At 33.3% G+C, this 22625-nt stretch carries 23 protein-coding genes; 6 read left to right on the forward strand and 17 right to left on the reverse strand.

Going from position 1 to position 22625, the window contains the following annotated elements; genetic code table 11:
• The first annotated feature begins 9 nt into the window (after window positions 1–9).
• Both FLACHUCJ7_RS06490 and FLACHUCJ7_RS06495 read left to right on the forward strand, forming a co-directional pair.
• On the forward strand, window positions 10–957 hold the full coding sequence (locus FLACHUCJ7_RS06490; RefSeq protein WP_180908344.1) for an alpha/beta hydrolase family protein: 948 nt from the start codon (window positions 10–12) through the stop codon (window positions 955–957).
• Between the two features lie 341 nt (window positions 958–1298).
• Window positions 1299–3926 (forward strand): AsmA-like C-terminal region-containing protein, encoded by a 2628-nt coding sequence (locus FLACHUCJ7_RS06495; RefSeq protein WP_180908345.1) that lies wholly within the window; start codon window positions 1299–1301, stop codon window positions 3924–3926.
• Window positions 3927–3967: 41 nt separating this feature from the next.
• Here FLACHUCJ7_RS06495 and FLACHUCJ7_RS06500 read toward each other — a convergent pair whose 3' ends face one another.
• Complete coding sequence (locus FLACHUCJ7_RS06500) at window positions 3968–5047, reverse strand: glycosyltransferase family 9 protein (protein WP_180908346.1); 1080 nt, start codon at window positions 5045–5047, stop codon at window positions 3968–3970.
• A gap of 236 nt (window positions 5048–5283) precedes the next feature.
• Window positions 5284–6078 carry a DUF2797 domain-containing protein gene (locus FLACHUCJ7_RS06505; RefSeq protein WP_180908347.1) on the reverse strand — a complete coding sequence of 265 codons (795 nt, stop codon included), beginning with the start codon at window positions 6076–6078 and terminating at the stop codon, window positions 5284–5286.
• A 233-nt stretch (window positions 6079–6311) separates the two neighbouring features.
• Between FLACHUCJ7_RS06505 and FLACHUCJ7_RS06510 the strand changes: the two genes are divergently transcribed.
• Window positions 6312–7820, forward strand: coding sequence for a GH3 auxin-responsive promoter family protein (locus tag FLACHUCJ7_RS06510; RefSeq protein WP_078227312.1), 1509 nt, complete (start codon window positions 6312–6314; stop codon window positions 7818–7820).
• Window positions 7821–7858: 38 nt separating this feature from the next.
• Window positions 7859–8614, forward strand: a complete 756-nt coding sequence (locus FLACHUCJ7_RS06515; protein ID WP_180908348.1) for an alpha/beta hydrolase family protein — start codon at window positions 7859–7861, stop codon at window positions 8612–8614.
• A gap of 158 nt (window positions 8615–8772) precedes the next feature.
• On the opposite strand, the gene serB is transcribed toward FLACHUCJ7_RS06515, so the two are convergent.
• From serB to FLACHUCJ7_RS06555, 8 genes are all read right to left on the reverse strand, one after another.
• Window positions 8773–10002, reverse strand: a complete 1230-nt coding sequence (serB, locus tag FLACHUCJ7_RS06520; RefSeq protein WP_031454487.1) for a phosphoserine phosphatase SerB — start codon at window positions 10000–10002, stop codon at window positions 8773–8775.
• 157 nt (window positions 10003–10159) lie between these two features.
• Window positions 10160–10600: a VOC family protein gene (locus FLACHUCJ7_RS06525; RefSeq protein ID WP_180908349.1), complete on the reverse strand. Its 441-nt coding sequence runs from the start codon at window positions 10598–10600 to the stop codon at window positions 10160–10162.
• A gap of 70 nt (window positions 10601–10670) precedes the next feature.
• A complete protein-coding gene (locus FLACHUCJ7_RS06530) occupies window positions 10671–11108 on the reverse strand; it encodes an SRPBCC family protein (protein WP_180908350.1) in 438 nt (145 codons plus the stop codon).
• A 2-nt stretch (window positions 11109–11110) separates the two neighbouring features.
• Entirely contained in the window at window positions 11111–11518 is a 408-nt protein-coding gene (locus FLACHUCJ7_RS06535) for a VOC family protein (protein ID WP_180908351.1), read from the reverse strand.
• 215 nt (window positions 11519–11733) lie between these two features.
• Window positions 11734–12150, reverse strand: coding sequence for an SRPBCC family protein (locus FLACHUCJ7_RS06540; RefSeq protein ID WP_180908352.1), 417 nt, complete (start codon window positions 12148–12150; stop codon window positions 11734–11736).
• 22 nt (window positions 12151–12172) lie between these two features.
• Entirely contained in the window at window positions 12173–12580 is a 408-nt protein-coding gene (locus FLACHUCJ7_RS06545; RefSeq protein ID WP_180908353.1) for a DUF1801 domain-containing protein, read from the reverse strand.
• Window positions 12581–12985: an SRPBCC domain-containing protein gene (locus tag FLACHUCJ7_RS06550; RefSeq protein WP_180908354.1), complete on the reverse strand. Its 405-nt coding sequence runs from the start codon at window positions 12983–12985 to the stop codon at window positions 12581–12583.
• Window positions 12986–13006: 21 nt separating this feature from the next.
• Entirely contained in the window at window positions 13007–13417 is a 411-nt protein-coding gene (locus FLACHUCJ7_RS06555; RefSeq protein ID WP_078227304.1) for a VOC family protein, read from the reverse strand.
• Window positions 13418–13547: 130 nt separating this feature from the next.
• On the opposite strand from FLACHUCJ7_RS06555, the gene FLACHUCJ7_RS06560 reads away from it, so the two are divergent.
• Window positions 13548–14513 (forward strand): GlxA family transcriptional regulator, encoded by a 966-nt coding sequence (locus tag FLACHUCJ7_RS06560; protein WP_180908355.1) that lies wholly within the window; start codon window positions 13548–13550, stop codon window positions 14511–14513.
• 150 nt (window positions 14514–14663) lie between these two features.
• Here FLACHUCJ7_RS06560 and FLACHUCJ7_RS06565 read toward each other — a convergent pair whose 3' ends face one another.
• The 7 genes from FLACHUCJ7_RS06565 to FLACHUCJ7_RS06595 form a co-directional block, all read right to left on the reverse strand.
• Window positions 14664–15329 (reverse strand): murein L,D-transpeptidase catalytic domain-containing protein, encoded by a 666-nt coding sequence (locus FLACHUCJ7_RS06565; RefSeq protein ID WP_180908356.1) that lies wholly within the window; start codon window positions 15327–15329, stop codon window positions 14664–14666.
• On the reverse strand, window positions 15313–15912 hold the full coding sequence (locus FLACHUCJ7_RS06570; protein WP_180908357.1) for a hypothetical protein: 600 nt from the start codon (window positions 15910–15912) through the stop codon (window positions 15313–15315). Before FLACHUCJ7_RS06570 ends, FLACHUCJ7_RS06565 begins: the two co-directional genes overlap by 17 nt.
• A 134-nt stretch (window positions 15913–16046) precedes the next feature.
• The gene (gene clpX, locus FLACHUCJ7_RS06575; protein WP_180908358.1) at window positions 16047–17279 is read right to left on the reverse strand and encodes an ATP-dependent Clp protease ATP-binding subunit ClpX; all 1233 of its coding nucleotides are present in this window, start codon (window positions 17277–17279) and stop codon (window positions 16047–16049) included.
• A gap of 153 nt (window positions 17280–17432) precedes the next feature.
• Complete coding sequence (clpP, locus tag FLACHUCJ7_RS06580; RefSeq protein WP_078227299.1) at window positions 17433–18107, reverse strand: ATP-dependent Clp endopeptidase proteolytic subunit ClpP; 675 nt, start codon at window positions 18105–18107, stop codon at window positions 17433–17435.
• A 313-nt stretch (window positions 18108–18420) separates the two neighbouring features.
• The gene (locus FLACHUCJ7_RS06585) at window positions 18421–19746 is read right to left on the reverse strand and encodes a trigger factor (protein ID WP_180908359.1); all 1326 of its coding nucleotides are present in this window, start codon (window positions 19744–19746) and stop codon (window positions 18421–18423) included.
• Between the two features lie 112 nt (window positions 19747–19858).
• Complete coding sequence (locus FLACHUCJ7_RS06590) at window positions 19859–20206, reverse strand: phage holin family protein (protein ID WP_031454474.1); 348 nt, start codon at window positions 20204–20206, stop codon at window positions 19859–19861.
• A gap of 48 nt (window positions 20207–20254) precedes the next feature.
• Window positions 20255–21019, reverse strand: coding sequence for an alpha/beta fold hydrolase (locus FLACHUCJ7_RS06595; RefSeq protein WP_180908360.1), 765 nt, complete (start codon window positions 21017–21019; stop codon window positions 20255–20257).
• A 196-nt stretch (window positions 21020–21215) separates the two neighbouring features.
• Here FLACHUCJ7_RS06595 and FLACHUCJ7_RS06600 point away from each other — a divergent pair, with 196 nt between their 5' ends.
• Complete coding sequence (locus tag FLACHUCJ7_RS06600; protein WP_180908361.1) at window positions 21216–22598, forward strand: hypothetical protein; 1383 nt, start codon at window positions 21216–21218, stop codon at window positions 22596–22598.
• Window positions 22599–22625: the final 27 nt, after the last annotated feature.

Genomic DNA, 22625 nt, shown 5'->3' on the forward strand with positions numbered 1-22625 from the left:
TTTCAGAATATGAATAAAATAATTCTTCTTCTAACCGTTTTTATACTAAGTTTTGTTAATGCTCAGGACAAAAAAGAAATCACTTTTAAGGAATCTCCAATTGTATTAAAAATAAATACAGATCAGCTTTTTGGAACATTAACGACTCCTGACCTAACAAAAAAATATCCCGTAGCATTACTAATTTCAGGTTCAGGGCCAACAGACAGAAATGGGAACAATCCGATGATGAAAAACAATTCATTAAAAATGCTTGCCGAAAGTCTTGCAAAAAACGGAATTGCATCATTACGCTATGATAAAAGAGGGATTGGAGAAAGCAAAGCTTCGGCAATTTCAGAACAGACACTGGTATTTGAAAATTATACCGAAGATGCTAAAAGCTGGATTAATTTACTAAAACAAGACAAACGTTTTTCTGAGGTAATTATCATTGGACATAGTGAAGGTTCATTAATAGGAATGATAGCCGGAGCAAAAGCAAACAAATTCATTTCGATTGCAGGTCCCGGAGAATCTGCTGATATATTAATAAAAACACAAATCGGATCCAAATCAAACAAACAACTCAACGATTTGACGTTTCCAATTATTGATTCGCTGAAAAGCGGTAATACAGTAAAAAAAGTTGACCCGATGCTGAATTCTCTCTTCAGAGCCAGCATTCAGCCTTATTTAATTTCATGGTTTAAATACAATCCACAAACAGAAATTAAAAAATTAAATGTCCCTATTTTGATTATTCAGGGAAATAAGGATTTACAAGTAACCGTCAAAGATGCCGAACTTTTATCCCAGGCCAGCAAAAATGCCGAACTTTTGATTGTCGAGAAAATGAACCATGTTCTGAAAAATATCGAAGGCGATACTCAGGCAAACATGGAAAGCTATAACAATGAAAGCTTACCTGTTTCAGAAGTCATGACCAATAAGATTATTTCTTTTATCAAAAAGTAATCAAAATCATAAAACCATAAAGTATCCGTTTGAATCTATATTCAGACGGATATTTTTTTATCCCTAAAAATCAAGTATGTTTCTGAATATGTTTGAGAAAAGTTTATCTTTAAACTCAATCAAAAAAACTATTTTTGCACTAAGAGCCTGTTTAAAATTTATTTATTGGCTTTTTTATGATGATTTTCGGCTACAACTTCGTTAAATTTTCATACAATAGCGCTGCTATTCTATAAAAATTTGCCTTATTTCGCTCAAAAATCATTCAAAAATAAATCTCAAAAATAAATTTTAAACAAGCTCTAAGTCAATTATATAATTAAACCTCAAATTCTATTTATATGCTTAAGAAAATTCTAAAAATCACCGGAATTATACTCGTAGTTTTTATTGCGGCTTTATTTGCGATTCCCTACTTTTTTAAAGATCAGATTAAAGCTAAAATTGCTGAAGCCATCAACGAAAGTGTAGATGCAAAAGTAAGTTTTGCAGATGCTGATTTAAGTTTATTTAAAAATTTCCCAAATGCAAATGTTTCGATTGAGAAATTAGTGATCATCAACAAAGCTCCATTTGAAGGAGATACTTTAGTTTCCTTAGGTGAATTAGATTTAAAGATGAGTATCAAGGAACTTTTTAAAGGAAAAGAAGAACCGATGAGCATCGAGGGAATCAGTTCTCAAAATGGTCTGATTAATATTATTTTCAACAAAGACGGAATCGGAAACTTTGATATTGCTTTAAAAGATAAAAAAGAAACCCAGAAAGATGATAAAAAAAGTGATCCACTTTCTTTAAAAATTCAGAATTATAAAATTGAAAATTTCACTTTCAGATATATCGATCAGGGTTCAAAAATAAAAATGGTAATTGATAGTTTAAATCACGAAGGGACCGGTGATTTCACCAATTCGAATCTTGACCTGACTACAAAATCCACTGCTAAAGTTTCTTTGGACATGGATAAAATGAATTATCTTAAAGATGTAAAACTGACTTTAGATGCTGTTTTAGGAATTGATTTAGCCAAAAGCAAGTATACTTTTAAAGAGAATAAAGCCCTGATCAATCAATTGCCTTTAGAATTTGACGGATTTATTCAGATGGTAGAAGCTGGACAGATTTATGACTTGAAATTCAAAACTCCTACCTCATCTTTTACTAATTTCTTAGGATTAATTCCTTCAGCCTATGCATCAAGTTTAGATGGCGTAAAAACAACCGGAGATTTTACTATTGTTGGTTTTGCAAAAGGAGAATTAACAGAAACAACAGTTCCTAAATTCAATATTGCAATCGCATCAAACAATGCTTCTTTTCAATATCCAAACTTACCAAAATCGGTTCAGAGTATTGTAATTGATACTAAAATCATCAATGAAACCGGTATTTTGAATGATACCTACGTTAATCTTGACAAACTTTCTTTCAAAATAGATCAGGATGTTTTTAGTGCCAAAGCAAATATTAAAAATATAACGGTAAATCCTATTGTTGATGCCGCTTTAAAAGGAACTATCAATTTGGCGAATCTTTCAAAGGCCTATCCTGTTAAATTAGATAAGCCACTGGCAGGAATCTTAAAAGCTGATGTTACGACTAATTTTGATATGGCATCTGTAGAGAACAGCCAGTATCAAAACATTAAAAATGCAGGAACGATAAGTTTGTCAGGATTCAAATATACTGATGAGAACAATAAATCAATGAACATCAGCACGGCTTTGGTTGAGTTTAATCCGAGCAGAATTAACCTAAAGCAGTTTAATGCTACCACCGGAAAAAGTGATATTGCCATTAATGGAATTTTAGAAAATTTCTACGGTTTTATGTTCAAAAAACAAGAGCTGAAAGGAAACTTCAATATGAGTTCAAACCAGTTGGCTGTTGACGATTTTATGACTTCAGGAGAGCCTGCAAAAACTACAACCACAAATGGTGAAGCTAAAGCTGAAACAAAAACGGCTGGAAAGCCTGCAGATGCAATGAAGATTCCAGCATTTTTAAATTGTACTTTAAACGCAAAAGCAAATACCGTTTTGTATGATAATTTAAAATTGACTGCGGTTTCAGGAAAACTAATCATCAAGGATGAAAAAGCCACTTTAGAAAACTTTAAAACATCAATTTTTGGGGGATCAATCGGATTGACAGGTACGGTTTCTACAAAAGCAAAAGTTCCTACTTTTGATATGAATTTAGGTTTTAACCAGGTTGATATTGCCCAGACTTTTACGCAATTGGATATGATGAAAAAAATTGCACCCATCGCAGGAATAATCAACGGAAAATTAAATTCGACTATTAAATTAAACGGAAATCTGGATGCCAAAGAATTAACTCCTGATTTAAAATCACTTTCCGGGGATTTACTGGGGCAATTACTTTCGACTACGGTAAATGCAAAAAATTCGACTTTGTTGAACAGTTTGAGTTCTAATGTTAAATTTATTGACGTAAATAAACTAAACTTAAATGATTTAAAAATGGCATTGACTTTTGATGACGGGAAAGTAAATATCAAACCATTTGACATAAAATACCAGGACATTAAAATTAACGTTGGCGGAGCTCATGGGTTTGATCAGACGATGAGTTACAATATAAAAATGGATGTACCGGCAAAGTATTTAGGCACTGAAGCAAATGCTTTTCTCTCTAAGTTATCTCCTGCAGATGCTGCTAAATTAGAAAACATTCCAATTTCAGGTATGATAACCGGAAACTTCTCAAAACCTAAGGTTGCCATAGATACCAAAACGGCCATAAATAATCTTACCTCTCAGGTAGTTAAGCAACAAAAAGAAAAGCTAACCAAACAAGGCGCTACAGCCCTTACGGATTTACTGAACAAAAACAGCAAATCAAAAGATACAACAAAGACGGCTACTGATAAGGCGAAAACTAATGAAGAAGTTAAAACTAAAGCAAGTGACTTACTGAATGGCTTGTTTAAGAAGAAAAAATAACACAAAAAGAAAGGTCAATCTGTTTAGATTGACCTTTCTTTTTAAATCGCTTTATAATAGATGGCTGATTTTCCGTTATTTAAAATTGTATCAAAAACTCTAAAATAATCTTGTTTCGAAAAATTATTTATATCAACTCCAATACTATTATTATCGTATGGTTCATATTTCTTTAATTTTGAAACAGAAAACAGCCCCACTGTTGGCGTTAGAACCGCACTGGACAAATGCATGATTCCACTGTCGGCACCTATAAACAAATCGGCGTTAGCTATAACAGCGCCAATTTCCCGAATATGCTTACTATAAAATGTAGGTGCTTTAAAACCAATTTGAGAAACATTTTCTATTGGTAAAATCTCTATAATATTATAATTTTTATATTCAGCTTTTAAATTGGCATAAAAATCTTCCCACCAGGATTCCGATAAACATTTTGCTCCTGTTGCATAAGTAAAAATACAAATTGTTTTGTTCATGTTTTCTACCAAATTTTCCAATGTTTTCTTACCAGCTGCAATTTCATGAGAATTCAGTTTAAGATCTAAAGGTGCAATAGTACTATCTTTTTTCTCAAATCCTAATTTGGTCAAATAATCCCGAAAGTGATAAATTGGATATTTGGCAATATGAGCATAATCGCCAGAATATAAATTGGCAGAAAAAGGTAAATCGCCAAAAAACTTAAATTTAGAATTAGAAAACTTGGTTGCCAATCGACCAGAAGAAGAGCCGTGATCTACATTTATGGCAATGTCGTATTTGTACTTTTTTAAGGAAATCCAAACACTAAAATATTTTAATAAATTGCTAAAAGGCTTTTTAGGCAATTCTATTATTCTGGATATCTGACCATAATTTTGAAAAATGACAGGTGATAAAGAACCTTTTACAAACAAATCGATTTTACAATTTGGAAACGTCTCTTCTAATTCCTGAACAAAAGGAGTAATCAACAATAGATTCCCTAATCTGGCATTTGGTCTGCAAATCAACACTCTCTTGACATCGTTTCTATTAACCAAAGTAATCCCTTGTTCAGTGTTTGATCTTCCAATATTCTTAGTCAGATTATGCATAAGGCTACGTCTGACAACATTTACTTTACTTAAAATTCCCATTTTATAACTAATTAAGCTGATTTGTAATTTAAAAATGAATTCTTCTTGTAATCTGTTACAAAACTAATTCGTATATATTTTTAAAATTAAAATCTCTCAATAAGTAATTATTATAAAATTGTAATGAAATGTTTCATTTTTCACATGTTAATATTTTAAATATCAATAAATTAAAACACAAAAGCTTTGAGAAATCCCAAAGCTTTTGTGTTTTAATTTATATTTTAAATCATCTGTTAAACTGAAATAGTAACTAAATATCCTTCAGATCCCCTGACATTAAAAACAGTACCGTTTTCAAAAATTAAATATTGCCCTTTAATTCCAACAAGCTTTCCTTGAAACGATGGAGTTTTGTCCAAATTTAAGCTTGCTACTTTTACAGGATAATCTAAAACAGGGTAATGTAAATCGTACACATCATTCTTTTGACTGTAAAAATATTCCTGAGCTTCTGCCGGAATTAAACTTTCTATTTTCACTTTTTCGGCAATCAAATCGAAAGTTTGAGTTGGGTTTTGAAGCATTTTTCTCCAATTAGTTTTATCTGTGTAGAAACTTTTTAAAGCGACTTCAGTAATACCAGCCAGATACCTGTTAGGAACCTCAACTATTGAAATTGCCTGACTTGCCCCCTGATCTATCCATCTGGTTGGCACCTGAGTTTTACGTGTTACACCCACTTTTATTTCACTAGCTACAGCAAAATAAACAACATGAGGCTGCAATTGTACTTTTTGTTCATACTCCAGGTCACGATCAGCGATTCCTAAATGTGCCGTACTCAGTTCAGGTCTCATAATCCAGTCTCCAACGGCAGGACTAGAGTAAAAACAATCATAGCAAAATCCCTGACGAAATATTTTTTTCTTTTTGCTGCAATTCAAACATTGATACCCTTCAAAACTGATTTCTATTTCGCTATTCAATAATTGGTTCATATGTAGAAAACTATCTTCAAAAACCAGATAATATTGAATTGGATTTCCAAATTCAGTTTGCATTTTTGTAAGTACACCTTGATATTGCATTTGAGATTGTAGTGTTTAAATTGTAGTGTTTGGATTTTTGTTTCCTTTTTTAAATTAAATTCAAGAAAGGGAATCTTTGTTGCAAATAAATTGTTTTTTATAAAAAAACACTATTTTTGATACAACGACAAAGTTAGTATTTGTATATCGATATTCAAATTTTAAATCTCCGGCTTTTGCGAGAGGCATTAATCCGAAATCTAAAATTATGAATTTAAAATCTAAATTTCTTCATGGCTCTATCCATAATAAATTCTTTTGCTTCCTGGGTGCTTAAACAAAGGATACACCAAATAGAACTCTTTTTAAAATACCCAAACGAAGTTCAGGAAGAACTGCTGCATAATTTATTGACGGCTTCAGAAAACACAATTATTGGGAAGCAATATGATTTTGCATCAATCAACTCTTATAAAACTTTTGCAGAAAGAGTTCCGGTTTCAGGTTATGAAGAATTACAGCCCCTAATCGAACGTACACGTCAGGGAGAGCAGGGTGTTTTTTGGGAGACTCCTATAAAATGGTTTGCCAAATCCAGCGGAACAACCAATGCCAAAAGTAAATTTATCCCCGTAAGCAATGAAGCTCTGGAAAACTGTCATTATAAAGGCAGTAAAGATTTGCTTTGTATGTATTTGAATAATAACGAAGATTCAGAATTGTTTGTCGGAAAAAGTCTTCGCTTGGGCGGAAGTTCCCAGATTTACGAAAACAACAATACCTACTTTGGTGATTTATCCGCGATTTTAATTGAAAACATGCCTATTTGGGCCGAATTCAGCAGTACGCCAAGCAATAAAATCTCCTTGATGACCGAATGGGAAAGCAAAATTGCAGCGATTATCAACGAAACCAAAAATGAAAACGTAACCAGTTTTGCCGGTGTTCCTTCGTGGATGTTAGTTTTAATGAACAGGGTTTTAGAACATACAGGAAAATCAAATTTATTAGAACTCTGGCCAAACCTTGAGGTTTATTTTCACGGAGGTGTAAGTTTCTCTCCCTATAAAGAACAATACAAAAATATATTGCCGAGCAAAGATTTTAAATACTACGAAATCTACAATGCCTCTGAAGGGTTTTTCGCAATTCAGGACTTGAATAATTCCAGCGATTTATTATTGATGCTCGATTACGGAATTTTCTACGAATTTATCCCGATGGATACTTTTGATACACCAAACCAAAAAGTAATTCGTTTAGCCGATGTTGAGCTGAATAAAAATTACGCAATTGTTATTACGACCAATTCAGGATTGTGGCGTTATTTAATTGGTGACACGATTCGTTTTACTTCACTAAACCCATACAGAATCAAGGTTACGGGAAGAACCAAACATCATATTAATGTTTTTGGTGAAGAATTAATGGTTGAAAATACCGATCAGGCGATTGCCAAAGCCTGCGAAATCACCCAAACCGAAGTTATTGATTATACAGTTGCTCCAATTTTTATGCAGGACAAAGAAAAAGGAGCCCACGAATGGATGATTGAGTTCAAGAAAAAACCGGCAGATGTTGGACTTTTCCAAAAGGTTTTAGATGAAACTTTACAGACCTTAAACTCTGATTACGAAGCCAAACGCTACAACAATATGACGTTAAATCCTTTGGTAATTAATGTCGCCAGGGAAAATTTATTTTACGATTGGCTGAAGGAACGTGATAAATTGGGCGGACAGCATAAGATTCCGAGGCTTTCGAATCAGAGGGATTATCTGGAGCAGTTGAAGGGAATGTAAACTCTTGAATTGACAAAATGAATCCTAACACAAACAAAATGAACAAAATTTATTTTCAGATATTATTTTTCTTAGCATTAACAGGTTCCCCATCAATCAACGGCCAAAATTATGCAGTTCGGTTAGATAGTTTAAACATGTTTGATTCTCAAAGAAACAGGAAAATTCCAATTGCATTTTTCCTGCCAAAAACAGATACGAAAATCAATAATCAACAAATTGTCATTTTCAGTCATGGCTATTATCAAAATAAGGCACATTCAAATCTTAAATATTCTTACCTAACCCATTTTCTTGCTTCAAAAGGGTATTTCGTAGTTAGTATTCAACACGAATTACCCACAGACAGCTTAATTCCTTCCTCCGGAATTCCTCAAGTTGTAAGACGCCCATTTTGGGAAAGTGGTGCTAAAAATATTTTGTTTGTAATAAATGAATTAAAAAAAACAAATCCTGAATTAGATTTCAAACACATAACGCTGATTGGCCATTCTAACGGTGGTGATATGACTGCTTTATTTTCACAGGAACATCCAAATATTGTTAGTAAGATAATTACTCTGGATAATAGAAGAATGGCATTACCAAGAACGAATAAACCGAAAATTTATTCCTTGCGCTCCAGTGATCAACCAGCAGATGAGGGTGTTTTGCCAACAATAGAAGAACAAAAAAAGTTTGCCATAAAAATTATAAAACTTTCAAATACAATTCACAATAACATGGACAATCGCGCAAATGAAGAACAGCGAGAAGAAATAAATAACTATGTGTTAGCTTTCTTAAAAGATTAAACGAATAGCCCAGTGCGCTTTTTTACAGGAAATGCCCATAAAAAAACCTTAGCTCAAATTTATGACTAAGGTTTGTTTTTATTTTGATTGTCGAGTTACTTACGGAGATTCCTCATTGTTCGGAATGACAGAAATGGCGTGAGAAAATTCAGGATGAATTACATCATATCAATATATCGGTCGTGATATCCTAGTAAATATAAAACACCATCAAGACCTAAACTCGAAATCGAATTTGAGGCGCTTTCTTTTACTTTTGGTTTGGCATGGAAAGCAATTCCAAGGCCTGCTAAATTAATCATTGGTAAATCGTTTGCTCCGTCCCCAACTGCTATGGTCTGGTTGATGTGGATTCCTTCTTTTTCGGCAATGGCAGTCAGGTATTCTGCTTTCTTGATACCATCTACGATATCGCCTATATATTTACCGGTTAGTTTACCATCTTTAATTTCTAACTGATTGGCGTGAACATAATCGATTCCCAGCTCTTTTTGCAGGTATTCTCCAAAATAGGTAAATCCTCCTGATAGAATCGCAGTTTTATAACCATAGTATTTTAAAGCTTTCATTAAACGGTGTGCTCCTTTTGTGATGGGCAGGTTTTCAGCTACTTTTTGCAAAACGTCTTCGCTCAAACCTTCCAGCAAAGCCATACGTTTTTTGAAACTTTCATTGAAATCAATTTCGCCGTTCATAGCAGATTCGGTAATCGCTCTTACCTGCTCTCCTACTCCGTTTAGTTCAGCCAGCTCATCGATTACTTCGGTCTGGATTAATGTAGAATCCATGTCGAAGCAAACCAAACGTCTGTTTCGTCTGTAAATATTATCTTCCTGAAACGAAATATCAACATCCAGTGTTCTGGAAATTGCCATAAAATTAGCAGTCATTTCGATCTTGTTTACAATATCGCCGGTAACGGATAACTGGATGCAGGAACGTGGATACTCTTCTTTTTCAACAACAGAAGTTCTTCCCGTCAATCTAATGATAGAATTGATGTTCAGGTTTTGATCTGTCATTATTTTAGTCACAGCTGCCAATTGTACGGCGGTTAATTTTTCTCCTAAAATATTAATGATATAACGCTGATTGGATTGTGATTTTACCCAGGTTTCGTAATCTTCGACAGAAATAGGAATAAATTTAACCTTTACTTCCAATTCATAGGCTTTGAACAGCAAATCTTTTAAAACAGGTCCGGAAGTTGAACCAGCTTCAATTTCGAACAAAATCCCTAGAGATAATGTATCGTGAATATCAGCCTGACCTATGTCTAAAATCACGGCATCATAAGCTGCTAATACTGTGGTTAAACCAGCTGTAACTCCCGGTTTGTCGTGTCCTGAAACTTTTAATAAAATAATTTCTTTATCTTCTGTCGCCATTTTATCTTTATTGATTTTAAGAAGCGACAAAAATCGGCAATCTATTGTTTATAAAAAAGGATATTGTTTGTTTTTTTGAATACAAAAAGCACATTCCGAATGTGCTTTCTATATTAATTTAACAATTATGTTTCGATACTGAAATTACATAACTTTTTTAATTTCCGGGTTGCGGTTCTTCAAGACTAATCATCCAGTTTACTCCAAACTTATCTTTGAGCATCCCAAAATAAGAACTCCAAAAGGTTTTTTCCAATGGCATATCTACCCTTCCGCCAGCCGAAAGTCCGCTAAAAATTTTGTCTGCTTCTTCTGTGGTTTCTGTGCCGATTGATATTGAAAAATTATCTCCAAAACCTACATCTCCATATTTGGGATGACTGTCACTTCCCATCAAGATCGTATCTCCAATTGGAAGCGAAATATGCATAATCCGGTTTGAATCTTCCTCAGAAAGTGCTTCTGCACCTTCTTCTTCAGGTGCATCTTTATATTTTCCAACATATTGAAATTCTCCTCCAAAAACGGATTTGTAAAACAGAAATGCTTCTTCGCAATTTCCATTAAACATTAAATAAGTTGTTACTGATTTTACCATGATTTGATATTTTTATCGTTATTTATTTCTATTACTTATTGCAATTTGATATTGACATTGCAATTGATATTTACTTTTCTGCAAGTTCTTTTACCGTTTCCAGGCCTTTTGGAAATGCATCTTTAAAATAATCAATATGCTTTTCGATTAAATCAACCTGAGAAACCAGATCTGTAAATTCGTCATCGGGAATTAATCGATAGGTTTCCATGTAACCACTCCATTTTTCTGTTTCCTCATTAAGAGGCAATTCCTTAAAATCTTTTATCTCTCCAATATGTTTGAAAGCCATATATTCATTCGGAATTTTCTTTTCTATAATACTATTCATTCCTTCTCCCCCGGGAGACATGAAATGTATTTTATCACCCTCATTCCAATCGCTTACTGCATAGGAACCTTCACAAAAAGCACTTGTCCATTCTTTATACGTTTCATCCTCCCATAAAACAGACCAGATTTTTTCCGGCGAAGCTTTGATTCTGATTTTAAATTCTAATATTTCCATAATTATGATAATTTACTAAAATCCATAAATAAGACATTCCAACGATGGCCATCTAAATCTGAAAAACCGCAACCGTACATCCAGCCCTGACTTTCTGCCGGAGCCCCAAAAACAGTTCCTCCTGCATCCTGTACTTTTTGGGCCAGTTCATCCACTTCTTCACGGCTCTCAGCATCAATCGAAATCAAAATCTCAGAACTGGCATTAGTATCTGTAATACTGTTTTGCGAAAAGCTTTCAAAAATTGATTCTTCAAAAAGCATCACTACAAAATGCCCCTCACCCACCACCATACAAGTCGAAGTTGGGGTATCGTGCTGCTCATTAAACGAAAAACCTATTTTCCAGAAAAAATCTTTCGCTTTTGCTACATCCTTTACAGGAAGATTCAACCATATTTGTTTTGTCATTTTTTTTGAATTTTGTTGGTTAGATATTTATTTATTTTTTACCATATAAGTGATATAAGTTCATTTAACTTTGGGCTTTAGTTTTACAATTGCCATCCTGAGCGGAGTCGAAGGCTTATGAAAACGAGGGCTTCGACTCCGCTCAGCCTGACATTGAGTTTTTAAATGTTTTTTTAAACATATAATTTAAGCTAATCTTTGAACCTTTTCCAGCTCTAGCTTTGAATGTAATTAGCTTCTGCGTAATTTTTAAAATTATCCAGAATGGCCTGCCATCCTCCGCGCTGCATTTCTTCGGGATTTTCTGTTTCTGGATCAAAACTCTCTATTATTTCTACGCCGTTTGGTGTTTCATTGAAACTAATTTCAACCTTTCTTCCATCGGCCATAATGTATTCAATGGATTCATTTTGTTTTACCAAAGTATATTCTCCTCCAAAGTCAAAACTCATACTGCCGTCTTTTGCCGCCATAGTCGATTTGAATTTGCCACCTTCTCTCAAATCATTTTCTGCGTAAGGTGTATGCCAGTCCGGAGATGCGAAACTCCATTTTATAATATGTTCCGGTGAAGTCCAAAACTCCCAAATCTTTTGTATTGAAGAATTTATTGTTGCTTTTACTGTAATCATTGTAGTTCTCTGTTTTAAAATTTTACTTATTTTTCGTTGGTTTTATCCATTCGTTTATAATTTTCTCCAACTCGTCTTTTCCTTTTTTAATCTCCTGACTATTTTTAAAAGTTATGACTGCCCTGTCGTTTTCTTTCCATACTAACATTTTACTTTTATTGGCAATCAATCTGTCTTTTGGCTGCTCCTGTTTTTTTGCTCCTCTGTGAAAAATCAGTTGCACTTTTGTTGTCATGGGCTGAATTCTCATTGTAATTCTGTCTTCATTTTCAAAGCAATAGTTTGGTGCATTCCATTTAATATTTTCAGTCAGATTTTTATTTGATACTAAAATGTGATCTCTCAATTCCTCAATTTCTTTTCTGAACGGATGATTTAGTTCGTTCAGAAATTCAGTTACTTCGCGGCTTTTATTTGATTGTTTTGTCATTTAATTAGCTTCGGTATACTTTTTAAAATTATCAATAACCCCTTGGCAAAATTGTTTTTGCTCACTTGCAGGATGGGTCTTTTCAGGTTCAAATATTTCTGTAATTTTCACCTTATCACCCTGGCTTTCAAACTGAACACTTCCCGTTCTGTTACCAACAAGCTGATATTCAATAACTAAAAATTTATCCACTTTAGTATAAATTCCTTCGTAATCAAAAGAAATACTTCCATCTTTTGTCGCCATTGTATACTTGAATTTACCTCCGTCCTTAACATCATTTTCTACAGCTGGCGTATACCAGTCATCAGTAGGATTATTCCATTTCTGAATATGTTTTGGAATCGTCCAGAATTCCCAAACTTTCTCGATTGCCGCATTAACACTGGTTTGTACCGTTATCATATGAATATCCAAATTAAATGATTAGCCTTCTTGCGGAATCTGGCTTTCATCCATAAAGAAAATCTCCCAGTGATGTCCGTCTAAATCAAAAAAATCTCTTTGATACATCCAGCCATAATCTTTAGCTTCATTGTGTAGTTTACCGCCAGCTTTAACAACAGCCGTAATAATTTCATCAACTTTTTCTCTACTTTCAACAGAAATAGCAGCAATCATTTCTGTGCTTGCCATTGTATTACAAATTTCTTTTTGAGTAAATGTTTTAAAAAATTCTTCTAACAAAAGCATTGCAAATATATTTTCACCAATTATCAGGCAGGTTCCTTTTTGATTTGTAAATTTTGGGTCAAACGAAAAACCCAATTGTGTAAAAAATGATATCGACTTATTTAAATCTTTTACAGGAAGATTTAAGAAAATTTTTGTTTCCATATTTATAAAATTACAAATTATCTGACACAAATTTAAAATTTCAAAACCAGTTTTAAACGACAATAAAAGTCAACTTTAGGGTCATTTAAGACAAAATCCATATCTTAGTACTACTGTAAAAGCTAAAATTATGAGTAAGAAATTAGGGCTAATTTTGGGGTATGACTACAAATTACTGAGTGTAGCTGCCATTCTGGAAGTTTTTGAAACTGCCAATAAACTGAACACAGAAGCTGAAAAACCTTTTGAAATCATGGTTTTCCAGTCGGCTGAACAAATCAATGAAAAAAAATTATTTGGGTATGAAGTCAATTCTATCGAAACATTTAATAAAAGTTTAGACCTGATTTTAATTCCTGCTTTTACTACCGAAAATATGGGTGAGATGATTGCCAAAAACTGTAATTTCATTCCGTGGCTACAAAAGCATCACCAATCGGGAACTGAACTGGCCAGTTTTTGCACCGGTGCATTTTTGTTTGCCGCTTCAGGTTTACTGAATGAAAAACTCGCCACCACACATGTCGATGCCTGCAGCGCGTTTACAAAGGCTTTTCCTTTAGTAAAATTAAAACCCGAAGAAACACTTACTGCAGATGGCAGTTTGTACACCAGCGGCGGATCGACCTCAACTTTTCATTTATTGATTTTGTTGGTTCAGAAATATTGCGGAAACGAAATCGCCGTACAGATTGCTAAAATATTTTCAATCGACTTAAACCGATACAAACAAAGCTATTTCAGCACTTTCAGGCCCAATCATTTACATAATGACAGTTTAGTGGCACGATTGCAGCAGAAGATTGAAAACGAATACAGTACAATTGAAACCTTAGAAGAAATCACCAAAGATATTCCTACCAGCACCCGAAACATGACACGGCGATTCAAACAAGTCACCGGCATCCCGCCCATTGAATATCTTCAAAATATACGGGTCGAAAGTTCAAAAAAATATCTCGAACAAACGCAGCTTTCGATTTCTGAGATCATCGAAAAAACCGGTTATAATGACCCTAAAGCTTTTAGAAAAGTATTTTATAAAATGGTAGGCATGAAACCCATTGAATATCGGGAGAAGTTTAGGGTTCGGTAATTTTTTTATTAGCAGAAGTTTCATTTTCAAAATTACCTCTCGTCCTGCTCTGCGCTATATCTCTGCCTGCGAACCCCGCAGCCAGAGGATATCGCTTCGATCAGGGCTAAAAAGAAAATTTAGTTTTCAAAACTTAAACCTCTTAAATGATTAGGATTTTATAACCCACATCAAAACTTTTTTATGCTGTTTTAGTATTTCATCGATTTCCTTCATACTTTCATTAGAAACAGCCGGACAGCCCCAGCCTTCAGGAGTTCCCTCTGGATAAACTTCATTCTCAGGAATAGCTTCCCAGGAATGCAGGACTATAGCACGTTTTGCCGAATTTGAGTTCGATTTATCTTTCCCCTGCAAGACATAATTTACTTTAATCCCCCATTGACTTACGCCTCGGTTCAATATGACATATTTACCTGTAGACGAGCAATGCGAATCGAATTCATTACTGATTACCGGATTTTCTTTGGACTCTGTTCCGCCCCAACGATTATCAGCACAACCATGACTTACCATATACGATTTTACAACAGCATTTTTATTGAAATCATAAATAAAAAAGCGCTTTAAACCTGAATGTACGCCTAAATCAATCAGAATAAATTTGTCCAGATTCAGGTTATTCAACTTACAATATTGCTTTGCTTCTTTGTAATAATTGTCATAATTAATTTCAAATCTTGGCTTTTCTTTTGAAACTATTTCGCTTGTCAGTTCATTTTCAGAAACAGTCATTACTTTATTTTCTTTATTACAAGAAAATCCGAAGACACAAAACAGTACGAAGATTAAATAATTTTTAATTATAGTTTTCATCCTGACAAATAACTTGGTTATTAAAAAAAGCATTAAACATTTTAAATTCCCCCAAATATGAATCTTGAAAACTAATATCATCTATAATGTTATTCATTATTCCTTCAGGGAATTTGGTATATGACAGCTTTTCTTCTATGATTTTTTCAATATCTAAAGCTAAATCTTTGATTTTTCTACAATCTTGATTTTCTTTTTCCAATTCTTCAAGCCTTGATTTTGAAATAAAGATTTGATTAGTATGAATTGTAGTTTTAACTACATAATAAGGAATTAAAATACTCATATACAAAGTGATTGAACAAAGTTCACCATCTTCAACAACAGTCAAAAGAAATGTATAACACCGATCCTGCAAATCCAGTCTGGAAAAATCCTCAAAGTCTTTCAAAACCAAATCTTTACCAAATTCTTCTTTAATAGTATTTCGTGTTTTTTGACTTTCATCAGAATCAAAAAAATCTATTATTGATTGTAGTCTTTTATATTCTGAAGTTTCTAAGTACAATTCTTGCTGATTCCATGGACATATATTTTTAGGATAATATAAATATGCCAAACTTTTTAAAACTTCAGTTATCATATCTTAATAGTAAAAGATTATAAAAACCAAATATATTCTTTTGTAACAAAGAAAGAAAAGTATTGCTTAAGTATTTCGATATAAAAAAACCTGCTCAAATAAACGAACAGGTTTTAGAAAAATAGTATTTTAAATTATGAAGCAATTTCCATACGCTTCAATAAATTTTTACTCAGCGTATGCTCTGCATAATCTTTATCTATTGATAAAACTTTATCGTCAGAACTTGGCAATTCATACATAGCATCAGTTAAAATTGCTTCACATAACGAACGCAATCCTCGTGCGCCTAATTTATATTCTAATGCTTTGTCTACAATAAAATCTAAAGCTTCATCTGTAATACTAAATTCCACTTCATCCATTAAAAACAACTTCTGATATTGTTTTACCAATGCGTTTTTAGGCTGCGTTAAAATGGCTCTTAATGTTTCTCTGTCTAAAGGATCCATGTGCGTTAAAACCGGTAAACGACCTATAATCTCCGGAATCAATCCAAAGTCTTTAATGTCTTTCGGAATAATGTATTGCAGTAAATTATCTTTGTCTATGTTGTCAGCATTTTTAGACGTCGAGTACCCAACAGCCTGACGATTGAGACGTTTAGAGATAATGCGTTCAACTCCATCAAAAGCTCCTGCTGCAATAAACAGGATATTTTGAGTATTCACCTCAACAAATTTCTGATCAGGATGCTTACGGCCACCTTTTGGCGGTACATTCACAACGGTCCCTTCTAATAATTTAAGTAAAGCCTGCTGCACACCTTCTCCCGAAACGTCTCGTGTTATAGACGGATTGTCGCTTTTTCGGGCGATTTTATCAATTTCGTCAATAAATACGATTCCTCTTTCGGCTTTGGTTACATCATAATCAGCAGCTTGCAGTAAACGAGTCAAAATACTTTCAACATCTTCTCCTACGTAACCTGCTTCTGTAAGCACAGTTGCATCAACGATTGCTAAAGGAACGTCCAGCATTTTTGCAATGGTTTTTGCTACTAATGTTTTTCCTGTTCCTGTCTGCCCCACCATTATGATGTTACTTTTTTCAATCTCTACTTCATCGTCTAATTGCTGCTGCATTAAACGTTTGTAGTGATTGTAAACCGCCACTGACATCACTTTTTTCGTCTGATCCTGACCGATAACGTATTGATCTAAGAAAGCTCTAATCTCTTTTGGTTTCTTTAAAATTAGATCCCCAACCAATTTTGAGCTCCCGCTTGATTTTAATTCTTCTAAAACAATTCCGTGTGCCTGTTCAATACATTTATCACAAATGTGTGCATTAATCCCCGCAATTAATAAATTAGTTTCTGGCTTTTTTCTTCCACAAAACGAACATTCTAATACTACTTTTGCCATTCTATATAAGTTACTAAGCTGCAAAGATACTAAGTTTCTGAGATTTTGTTATTTAAAGCTCAAAAACTTAGTATCTTATTACATCTTATAAATTTTGTTTCAAGTTTTTAAGTTTCAGATTAACTAAAGAAATCTGAAACCTGAAACTAATTTTTAGCTTCTTCTCAATACTTCATCAATCATACCATATTCTTTAGCTTCATCGGCTTTCATCCAGTAATCACGCTCACTGTCTTTATGTACTTTATCAAAAGTCTGACCGGAATGCTGTGAAATAATATGATATAATTCATCTTTCAATTTCAACATTTCGCGTAAGTTGATTTCCATATCTGTTGCAACACCTTGCGCTCCTCCTGAAGGCTGGTGAATCATAACTCTTGAATGTGGCAATGCAGAACGTTTTCCTGCAGCTCCTGCACATAATAAAACAGCACCCATTGACGCTGCCATACCTGTACAAATTGTAGCCACATCCGGTTTAATGTACTGCATGGTATCATAAATCCCTAAACCTGCGTAAACGCTTCCTCCCGGAGAGTTTAAATAAATCTGAATATCTTTTGAAGCATCAGCACTTTCTAAGAAAAGTAATTGTGCTTGAACGATATTAGCGATTTGATCGTCAATACCTGTTCCTAAAAAGATAATCCTGTCCATCATTAATCTGGAAAAAACATCTAATTGAGAAATATTCAACTGACGCTCTTCTATAATATATGGAGTCATATTAGTTGGGTTCATTGCCGCTATGATTTTGTCATAGTACATTGCGTTTACTCCCTGGTGCTTTGTAGCAAATTTTTTGAATTCTTTACCGTAGTTCATATTTTTAGTTTAAAAGTTTGAAAGTCTAAAGTCTGAAAATGACTTTAAACGAATCAAACAAAGTTCATACCTTTTTATAAATGATGTCAATTTGTCTTCTTTTTATATTTCATAAGTTTTGAAATTTATGAAATAAAAATTTAAACCATAAGCTTAAAATTTAAAAAAAGAGCGTCAAAAATCATCTTTTTGACGCTCAAATATAACTATTTTTTATCTTTCAATATCTGGAATAAAATCTTAAAGTTAGAAATAAACTAATAAATCTCTACTTCACAACTTTTGACTTTACAACTTTTACTTTCGACTAAATTTATTCTCCGTAAGACGCAGCAATAAATTCATCATAAGTAACTTCTTTTGTTGTTGGATTTGCTTTTTCTTTAAACAAATCTAACAATTTAGCTGCTACAACCTGCTCAGAAAGTCTTTTTACTTCTTCCTGGTTAGATAAAACTCTGGCTACAATTCCTTCTACTTCTTCAGTAGTTGGATTTGTCTGTCCAAACTGAGCCATTTGCTGTCTGATTGCGTTTGATGTAAAAGCTTTCAAATCTTCAAATGTAATTTGGATATTGCTTTGAGCCATTGCTTTTCCTTCAATCAATTGAAAACGTAAACCTTTTTCAGATCTTGTGTATTCAAGTTCAGCTTCTTCTGCAGAAAGTTTTTTCTCTCCAACAGTCTGCAACCATTTCTTTAGGAATTCAGCCGGCAAATCGAATTTTGTGTTTTCGATTAAGAAATCCTGAACGTCCAATAATAATTTTTGATCAGCCTGCTGTGCGAATTGAGCTTCTGCATCTTCTTTAATTTTAGCTTTCAAATCTTCAAGAGAAGCTACTTTTCCTTCACCAAAAAGTTTGTCAAATAACTCCTGGTTCAATTCTGCTGGCTCAGAAACATTAATTGCTTCGATTGTAAAAGTTACATCAACTGCTAAATCATGTACATTATCGTGACCTACTTTTAAGTAATCCATTAATTGGTGATCATCTTCAAATAAGCCTTTTGTATTTACAGTAACTACATCCCCAACTTCTTTACCGATAAACAAATCAGCTGTTTTTTTATCTTTGAAAACTGACAATGATAAAGTTGTTTTGTTTTCAATTCCGTTCTCTACATTTGCGAAAGTTCCTGTAACATCAGAATCTGCAGTAACTTTTTCAACAGGGTTTGCTTTTCCAAATTGTTTTTGGATACGCTCAACTTGTCCGTCGATTAGTTTATCATCAGCAGTAACGATATATTTTACGATATTGTTTTTAGCTTCTAAATCAATTTCGAAATTTGGCGCTAAACCAATTTCGTATTCAAAAGTTAACTCTTCAGCATCCCAGTCGAAGTTTTCATTTTCTTTAGCAATAGGAGTACCCAAAAGATTTAATCTTTCAGACTGAATAAAACGCTCTAAAGCCAAATCAACTACTTTTTTAATTTCTTCTTGCTTAATACCTTTTCCGTATTGTTTTTCAACAAGATCTTTAGGCACCTGTCCTTTTCTAAATCCTTTAACTTGTGCCAAAGGCAATTTTTCGTTTATTCTTTTTGCTACCTGACCTTTGTAATCCATATGAACAACGTTCAATACAATTGTCTCGTTTACAGCGTCTATTGCTACTCTTTTAATATCCATCTTCTTCTTTAATTTACATAATAAAATTGGGTTGCAAAATTATAAAATTTTTGCAACCCAACCAAGTTTTTAATGTATTGTATTTGAAGCGTTTTTAGAGTACTTCGCATTTTTATTTTTTATCGTCTCCTAATATTTTATAAGTTATAGATTGCAGTACAGACAAAATAACACTGAAAATTAATGCTGTCAAAAACGAATCGACTGCAAAACCTCCAACTATTTTGGTACACAACAAAATAATAACAGCATTGATAACGAGTAAAAACAAACCAAGAGTCACAACTGTCACAGGAAGAGTCAGGAGAACCAAAATTGGTTTTATAAACATATTCAGCAGTCCTAAAACTACTGCAACAATTACGGCGGTAGCAAAACTGGCAACGTGAACCCCGGACAAAAGGTTTGATAACAATACAACCAAAGCTGCAGTAACGAAGAGTCTAAGTAATAATTTCATGGTTTTTTCTGGTTTAAAAATTCAATTAAAAGTTTTAAAATTATTAAATTAAGATTTCAAAAATGCACTAGTGAGCTCAAAAAACATTTTAGGGTTTTCAGCATGAAGCCAATGTCCTGCATTAGGAATCGTCTCTATTTTTAAATCCGGAAAATGTTCCAAAATATGATCAATATCCGTATCTAAAACATAACCTGAATTTCCGCCACGAATGAACAAAGCCGGCTTATCAAAAACCAAACCTTCCGCCAAAGGCTTTCCTATAGCATCCAGATTATTATTAAAAACCTGAAGATTAAACCTGAAAGCCAATTGACCAGGCTCTTTCCAATATAAATTTTTCAATAAAAACTGACGTGTTCCAAAATCAGGAACGTATTGTGCTACAATTTCTTCAACATCATTTCGGCTTGGCTTTACAGAAAAATCAACAGCATTTAATCCCGCTAAAATATCCTGATGATGTTGTTTGTAGAATTTTGGTCCAATATCGGCTACAATCAATTTATCAACCAAATCCGGATGCGTAGTCGCGAAAAGCATTGCTACTTTTCCGCCCATTGAATGCCCGAGAATATCAATATTTGACAATTGATTTGCCTGACAATATTCGAACACATCCTGAACCATGGCTTCATAACTCCATTCATCCGAATGAAAACTGCGTCCATGATTCCTTAAATCTAAAATATGAACCTGAAATCCGGCTTCTACATATTGTCCGGCAAGTGTTTTCCAGTTATCTGACATTCCGAGAAAACCATGCATAATAACAAATGGTTTTCCTTCGCCTTCTATTTTTGAATACAGCATACTTATGTTTTTTAAACTTCTTACAAAGGTAAAAAAGTTATTTTATTAACAGAAGGATAATAATTATGGTAAAATTATTTTATTAGAAAAAAGTTTACATTTTTAAGATTAAGCGTACATAATAAATAATTCAAAATTGTATATTCGCACTTTTAAAAATTAAATTTGATTTAAACTTATTAATTAAAAACATCCCATGATTAAAAAATTATTTTTATTATCAGTAATTGTTTCTCAACTAACAATCTCATGTTCTAGTGATGATGATCAAAAAAGTACAAGTGACCAAAGTTTAGCTGAACAAATTGCGAATATTGTTAAACAGCCATATTCTAAATTAACACCTAGTGAACAAAAGGTGAAGTTAGAAGTCGAAGCTAACGAAATGCTTGTTCAATTAGATAAGACTAAAAAATTAAATGCAATAGATGCTATTGAAAATTTAAGCAGACTATTAGACATTAATTCTGTTGATGTTTTCGGTGGAAAAAATGGTAATGAAGTTGAAGACATCCTAAATATTTCAGGTATATATGGTATTTATACATGGAATAATACTCAAAAAATATGGGTAAAAACTGCTTCATCAACAGAATTAAAATTTGTTTTCCCTGCAAAAGAATCATTAACTGCAAATAATGCAACTTTATCTGTAAAAAGTACATCTTCTGATATAAAAGTAAATATTACTGATACATACGGAAGCCAGTTTTATAATTTTGAAACTGGACAATACGAAGTTATTACGGATGATGTAAATGATCAAATCTTTTTACCTTCATCAGCTGATGCCTTTCTGGCAATTGACAATACTACCGTAGCTACATTTACGCAAACTGCAAAATATTCTAACGGAAAAGAAGTTCCTGATGAATTTGCGTATAAAATGGCATTAAACGAAGGTTATACTTGGGAAATGAGTGGTACAAAAGCTACTGAAAACACTTCAAAAGCCAACCTTACTTACAACGGAAAAAATTTACTTTCGTTCAATGCAGGTAGCACTGCAAGCATTGATGCATTATTAAACGATGATGAATTGACTCAATATAGAGGAAAAGCGAATGGATTAGTGCAGATTTTAGACAATTTTGTTATTGTTGCTGATATGGATTTGGCTACTGCCGCATCAGATGAAGCTGCTTTAGAAAATACCGTAAAATATCCAGATTATCCAGACTATGATAATCCTAAAGCTGATTTTAAAGCATTTTATACAGCTGTAAATACTTACAGACAAAAAAATTCTGAAGGAAGTGCAGCCAATTTCAGTAAAAATTCTAAACTTATCTTAGTTTCTAAAAAAGATGGTACTAAAATAGCTGACATTGTTTTACATTCTGAAAAATCAACTGATTCTCACACATTCAACCTGCCTAAATGGATGACAAGTAATGGAGGATATTGGTCATGGGAGAGTGAAGAAGGCGAGCCGTTTACAGAAGAATACTATAATGAGGTTTATTATTTAAAATTCAGCGATAAAACCGAAGTAGAAATGGGAGCTTATTTCTCTACAGGATTTGAAAATTTTGAAGCTAAATTTGAAGATTTTATAAAAGCTTTTGAAAAAAAATAATTTTTCAAAAAAATTAACAAAGCCGAT

The sequence above is a fragment of the Flavobacterium salmonis genome, from assembly GCF_903819435.1.
GTDB classification, from domain to species: domain Bacteria; phylum Bacteroidota; class Bacteroidia; order Flavobacteriales; family Flavobacteriaceae; genus Flavobacterium; species Flavobacterium chungangense.

Excerpts from the sequence above, each read along its gene's own strand:
- FLACHUCJ7_RS06585 (WP_180908359.1), bottom strand. The coding sequence starts at position 19,746 with ATGGATATTAAAAGAGTAGCAATAGACGCTGTAAACGAGACAATTGTA.
- FLACHUCJ7_RS06490 (WP_180908344.1), top strand. The coding sequence starts at position 10 with ATGAATAAAATAATTCTTCTTCTAACCGTTTTTATACTAAGTTTTGTT.
- FLACHUCJ7_RS06530 (WP_180908350.1), bottom strand. The coding sequence starts at position 11,108 with ATGGAAATATTAGAATTTAAAATCAGAATCAAAGCTTCGCCGGAAAAA.
- FLACHUCJ7_RS06550 (WP_180908354.1), bottom strand. The coding sequence starts at position 12,985 with ATGATAACGGTACAAACCAGTGTTAATGCGGCAATCGAGAAAGTTTGG.
- FLACHUCJ7_RS06495 (WP_180908345.1), top strand. The coding sequence starts at position 1,299 with ATGCTTAAGAAAATTCTAAAAATCACCGGAATTATACTCGTAGTTTTT.
- FLACHUCJ7_RS06555 (WP_078227304.1), bottom strand. The coding sequence starts at position 13,417 with ATGGAAACAAAAATTTTCTTAAATCTTCCTGTAAAAGATTTAAATAAG.
- clpP (WP_078227299.1), bottom strand. The coding sequence starts at position 18,107 with ATGAACTACGGTAAAGAATTCAAAAAATTTGCTACAAAGCACCAGGGA.
- FLACHUCJ7_RS06500 (WP_180908346.1), bottom strand. The coding sequence starts at position 5,047 with ATGGGAATTTTAAGTAAAGTAAATGTTGTCAGACGTAGCCTTATGCAT.
- FLACHUCJ7_RS06510 (WP_078227312.1), top strand. The coding sequence starts at position 6,312 with ATGGCTCTATCCATAATAAATTCTTTTGCTTCCTGGGTGCTTAAACAA.
- FLACHUCJ7_RS06525 (WP_180908349.1), bottom strand. The coding sequence starts at position 10,600 with ATGGTAAAATCAGTAACAACTTATTTAATGTTTAATGGAAATTGCGAA.
- FLACHUCJ7_RS06590 (WP_031454474.1), bottom strand. The coding sequence starts at position 20,206 with ATGAAATTATTACTTAGACTCTTCGTTACTGCAGCTTTGGTTGTATTG.
- clpX (WP_180908358.1), bottom strand. The coding sequence starts at position 17,279 with ATGGCAAAAGTAGTATTAGAATGTTCGTTTTGTGGAAGAAAAAAGCCA.
- FLACHUCJ7_RS06570 (WP_180908357.1), bottom strand. The coding sequence starts at position 15,912 with ATGATAACTGAAGTTTTAAAAAGTTTGGCATATTTATATTATCCTAAA.
- FLACHUCJ7_RS06515 (WP_180908348.1), top strand. The coding sequence starts at position 7,859 with ATGAACAAAATTTATTTTCAGATATTATTTTTCTTAGCATTAACAGGT.
- FLACHUCJ7_RS06535 (WP_180908351.1), bottom strand. The coding sequence starts at position 11,518 with ATGACAAAACAAATATGGTTGAATCTTCCTGTAAAGGATGTAGCAAAA.
- FLACHUCJ7_RS06505 (WP_180908347.1), bottom strand. The coding sequence starts at position 6,078 with ATGCAATATCAAGGTGTACTTACAAAAATGCAAACTGAATTTGGAAAT.
- FLACHUCJ7_RS06545 (WP_180908353.1), bottom strand. The coding sequence starts at position 12,580 with ATGACAAAACAATCAAATAAAAGCCGCGAAGTAACTGAATTTCTGAAC.
- FLACHUCJ7_RS06560 (WP_180908355.1), top strand. The coding sequence starts at position 13,548 with ATGAGTAAGAAATTAGGGCTAATTTTGGGGTATGACTACAAATTACTG.
- FLACHUCJ7_RS06540 (WP_180908352.1), bottom strand. The coding sequence starts at position 12,150 with ATGATTACAGTAAAAGCAACAATAAATTCTTCAATACAAAAGATTTGG.
- FLACHUCJ7_RS06600 (WP_180908361.1), top strand. The coding sequence starts at position 21,216 with ATGATTAAAAAATTATTTTTATTATCAGTAATTGTTTCTCAACTAACA.
- serB (WP_031454487.1), bottom strand. The coding sequence starts at position 10,002 with ATGGCGACAGAAGATAAAGAAATTATTTTATTAAAAGTTTCAGGACAC.
- FLACHUCJ7_RS06565 (WP_180908356.1), bottom strand. The coding sequence starts at position 15,329 with ATGAAAACTATAATTAAAAATTATTTAATCTTCGTACTGTTTTGTGTC.
- FLACHUCJ7_RS06595 (WP_180908360.1), bottom strand. The coding sequence starts at position 21,019 with ATGCTGTATTCAAAAATAGAAGGCGAAGGAAAACCATTTGTTATTATG.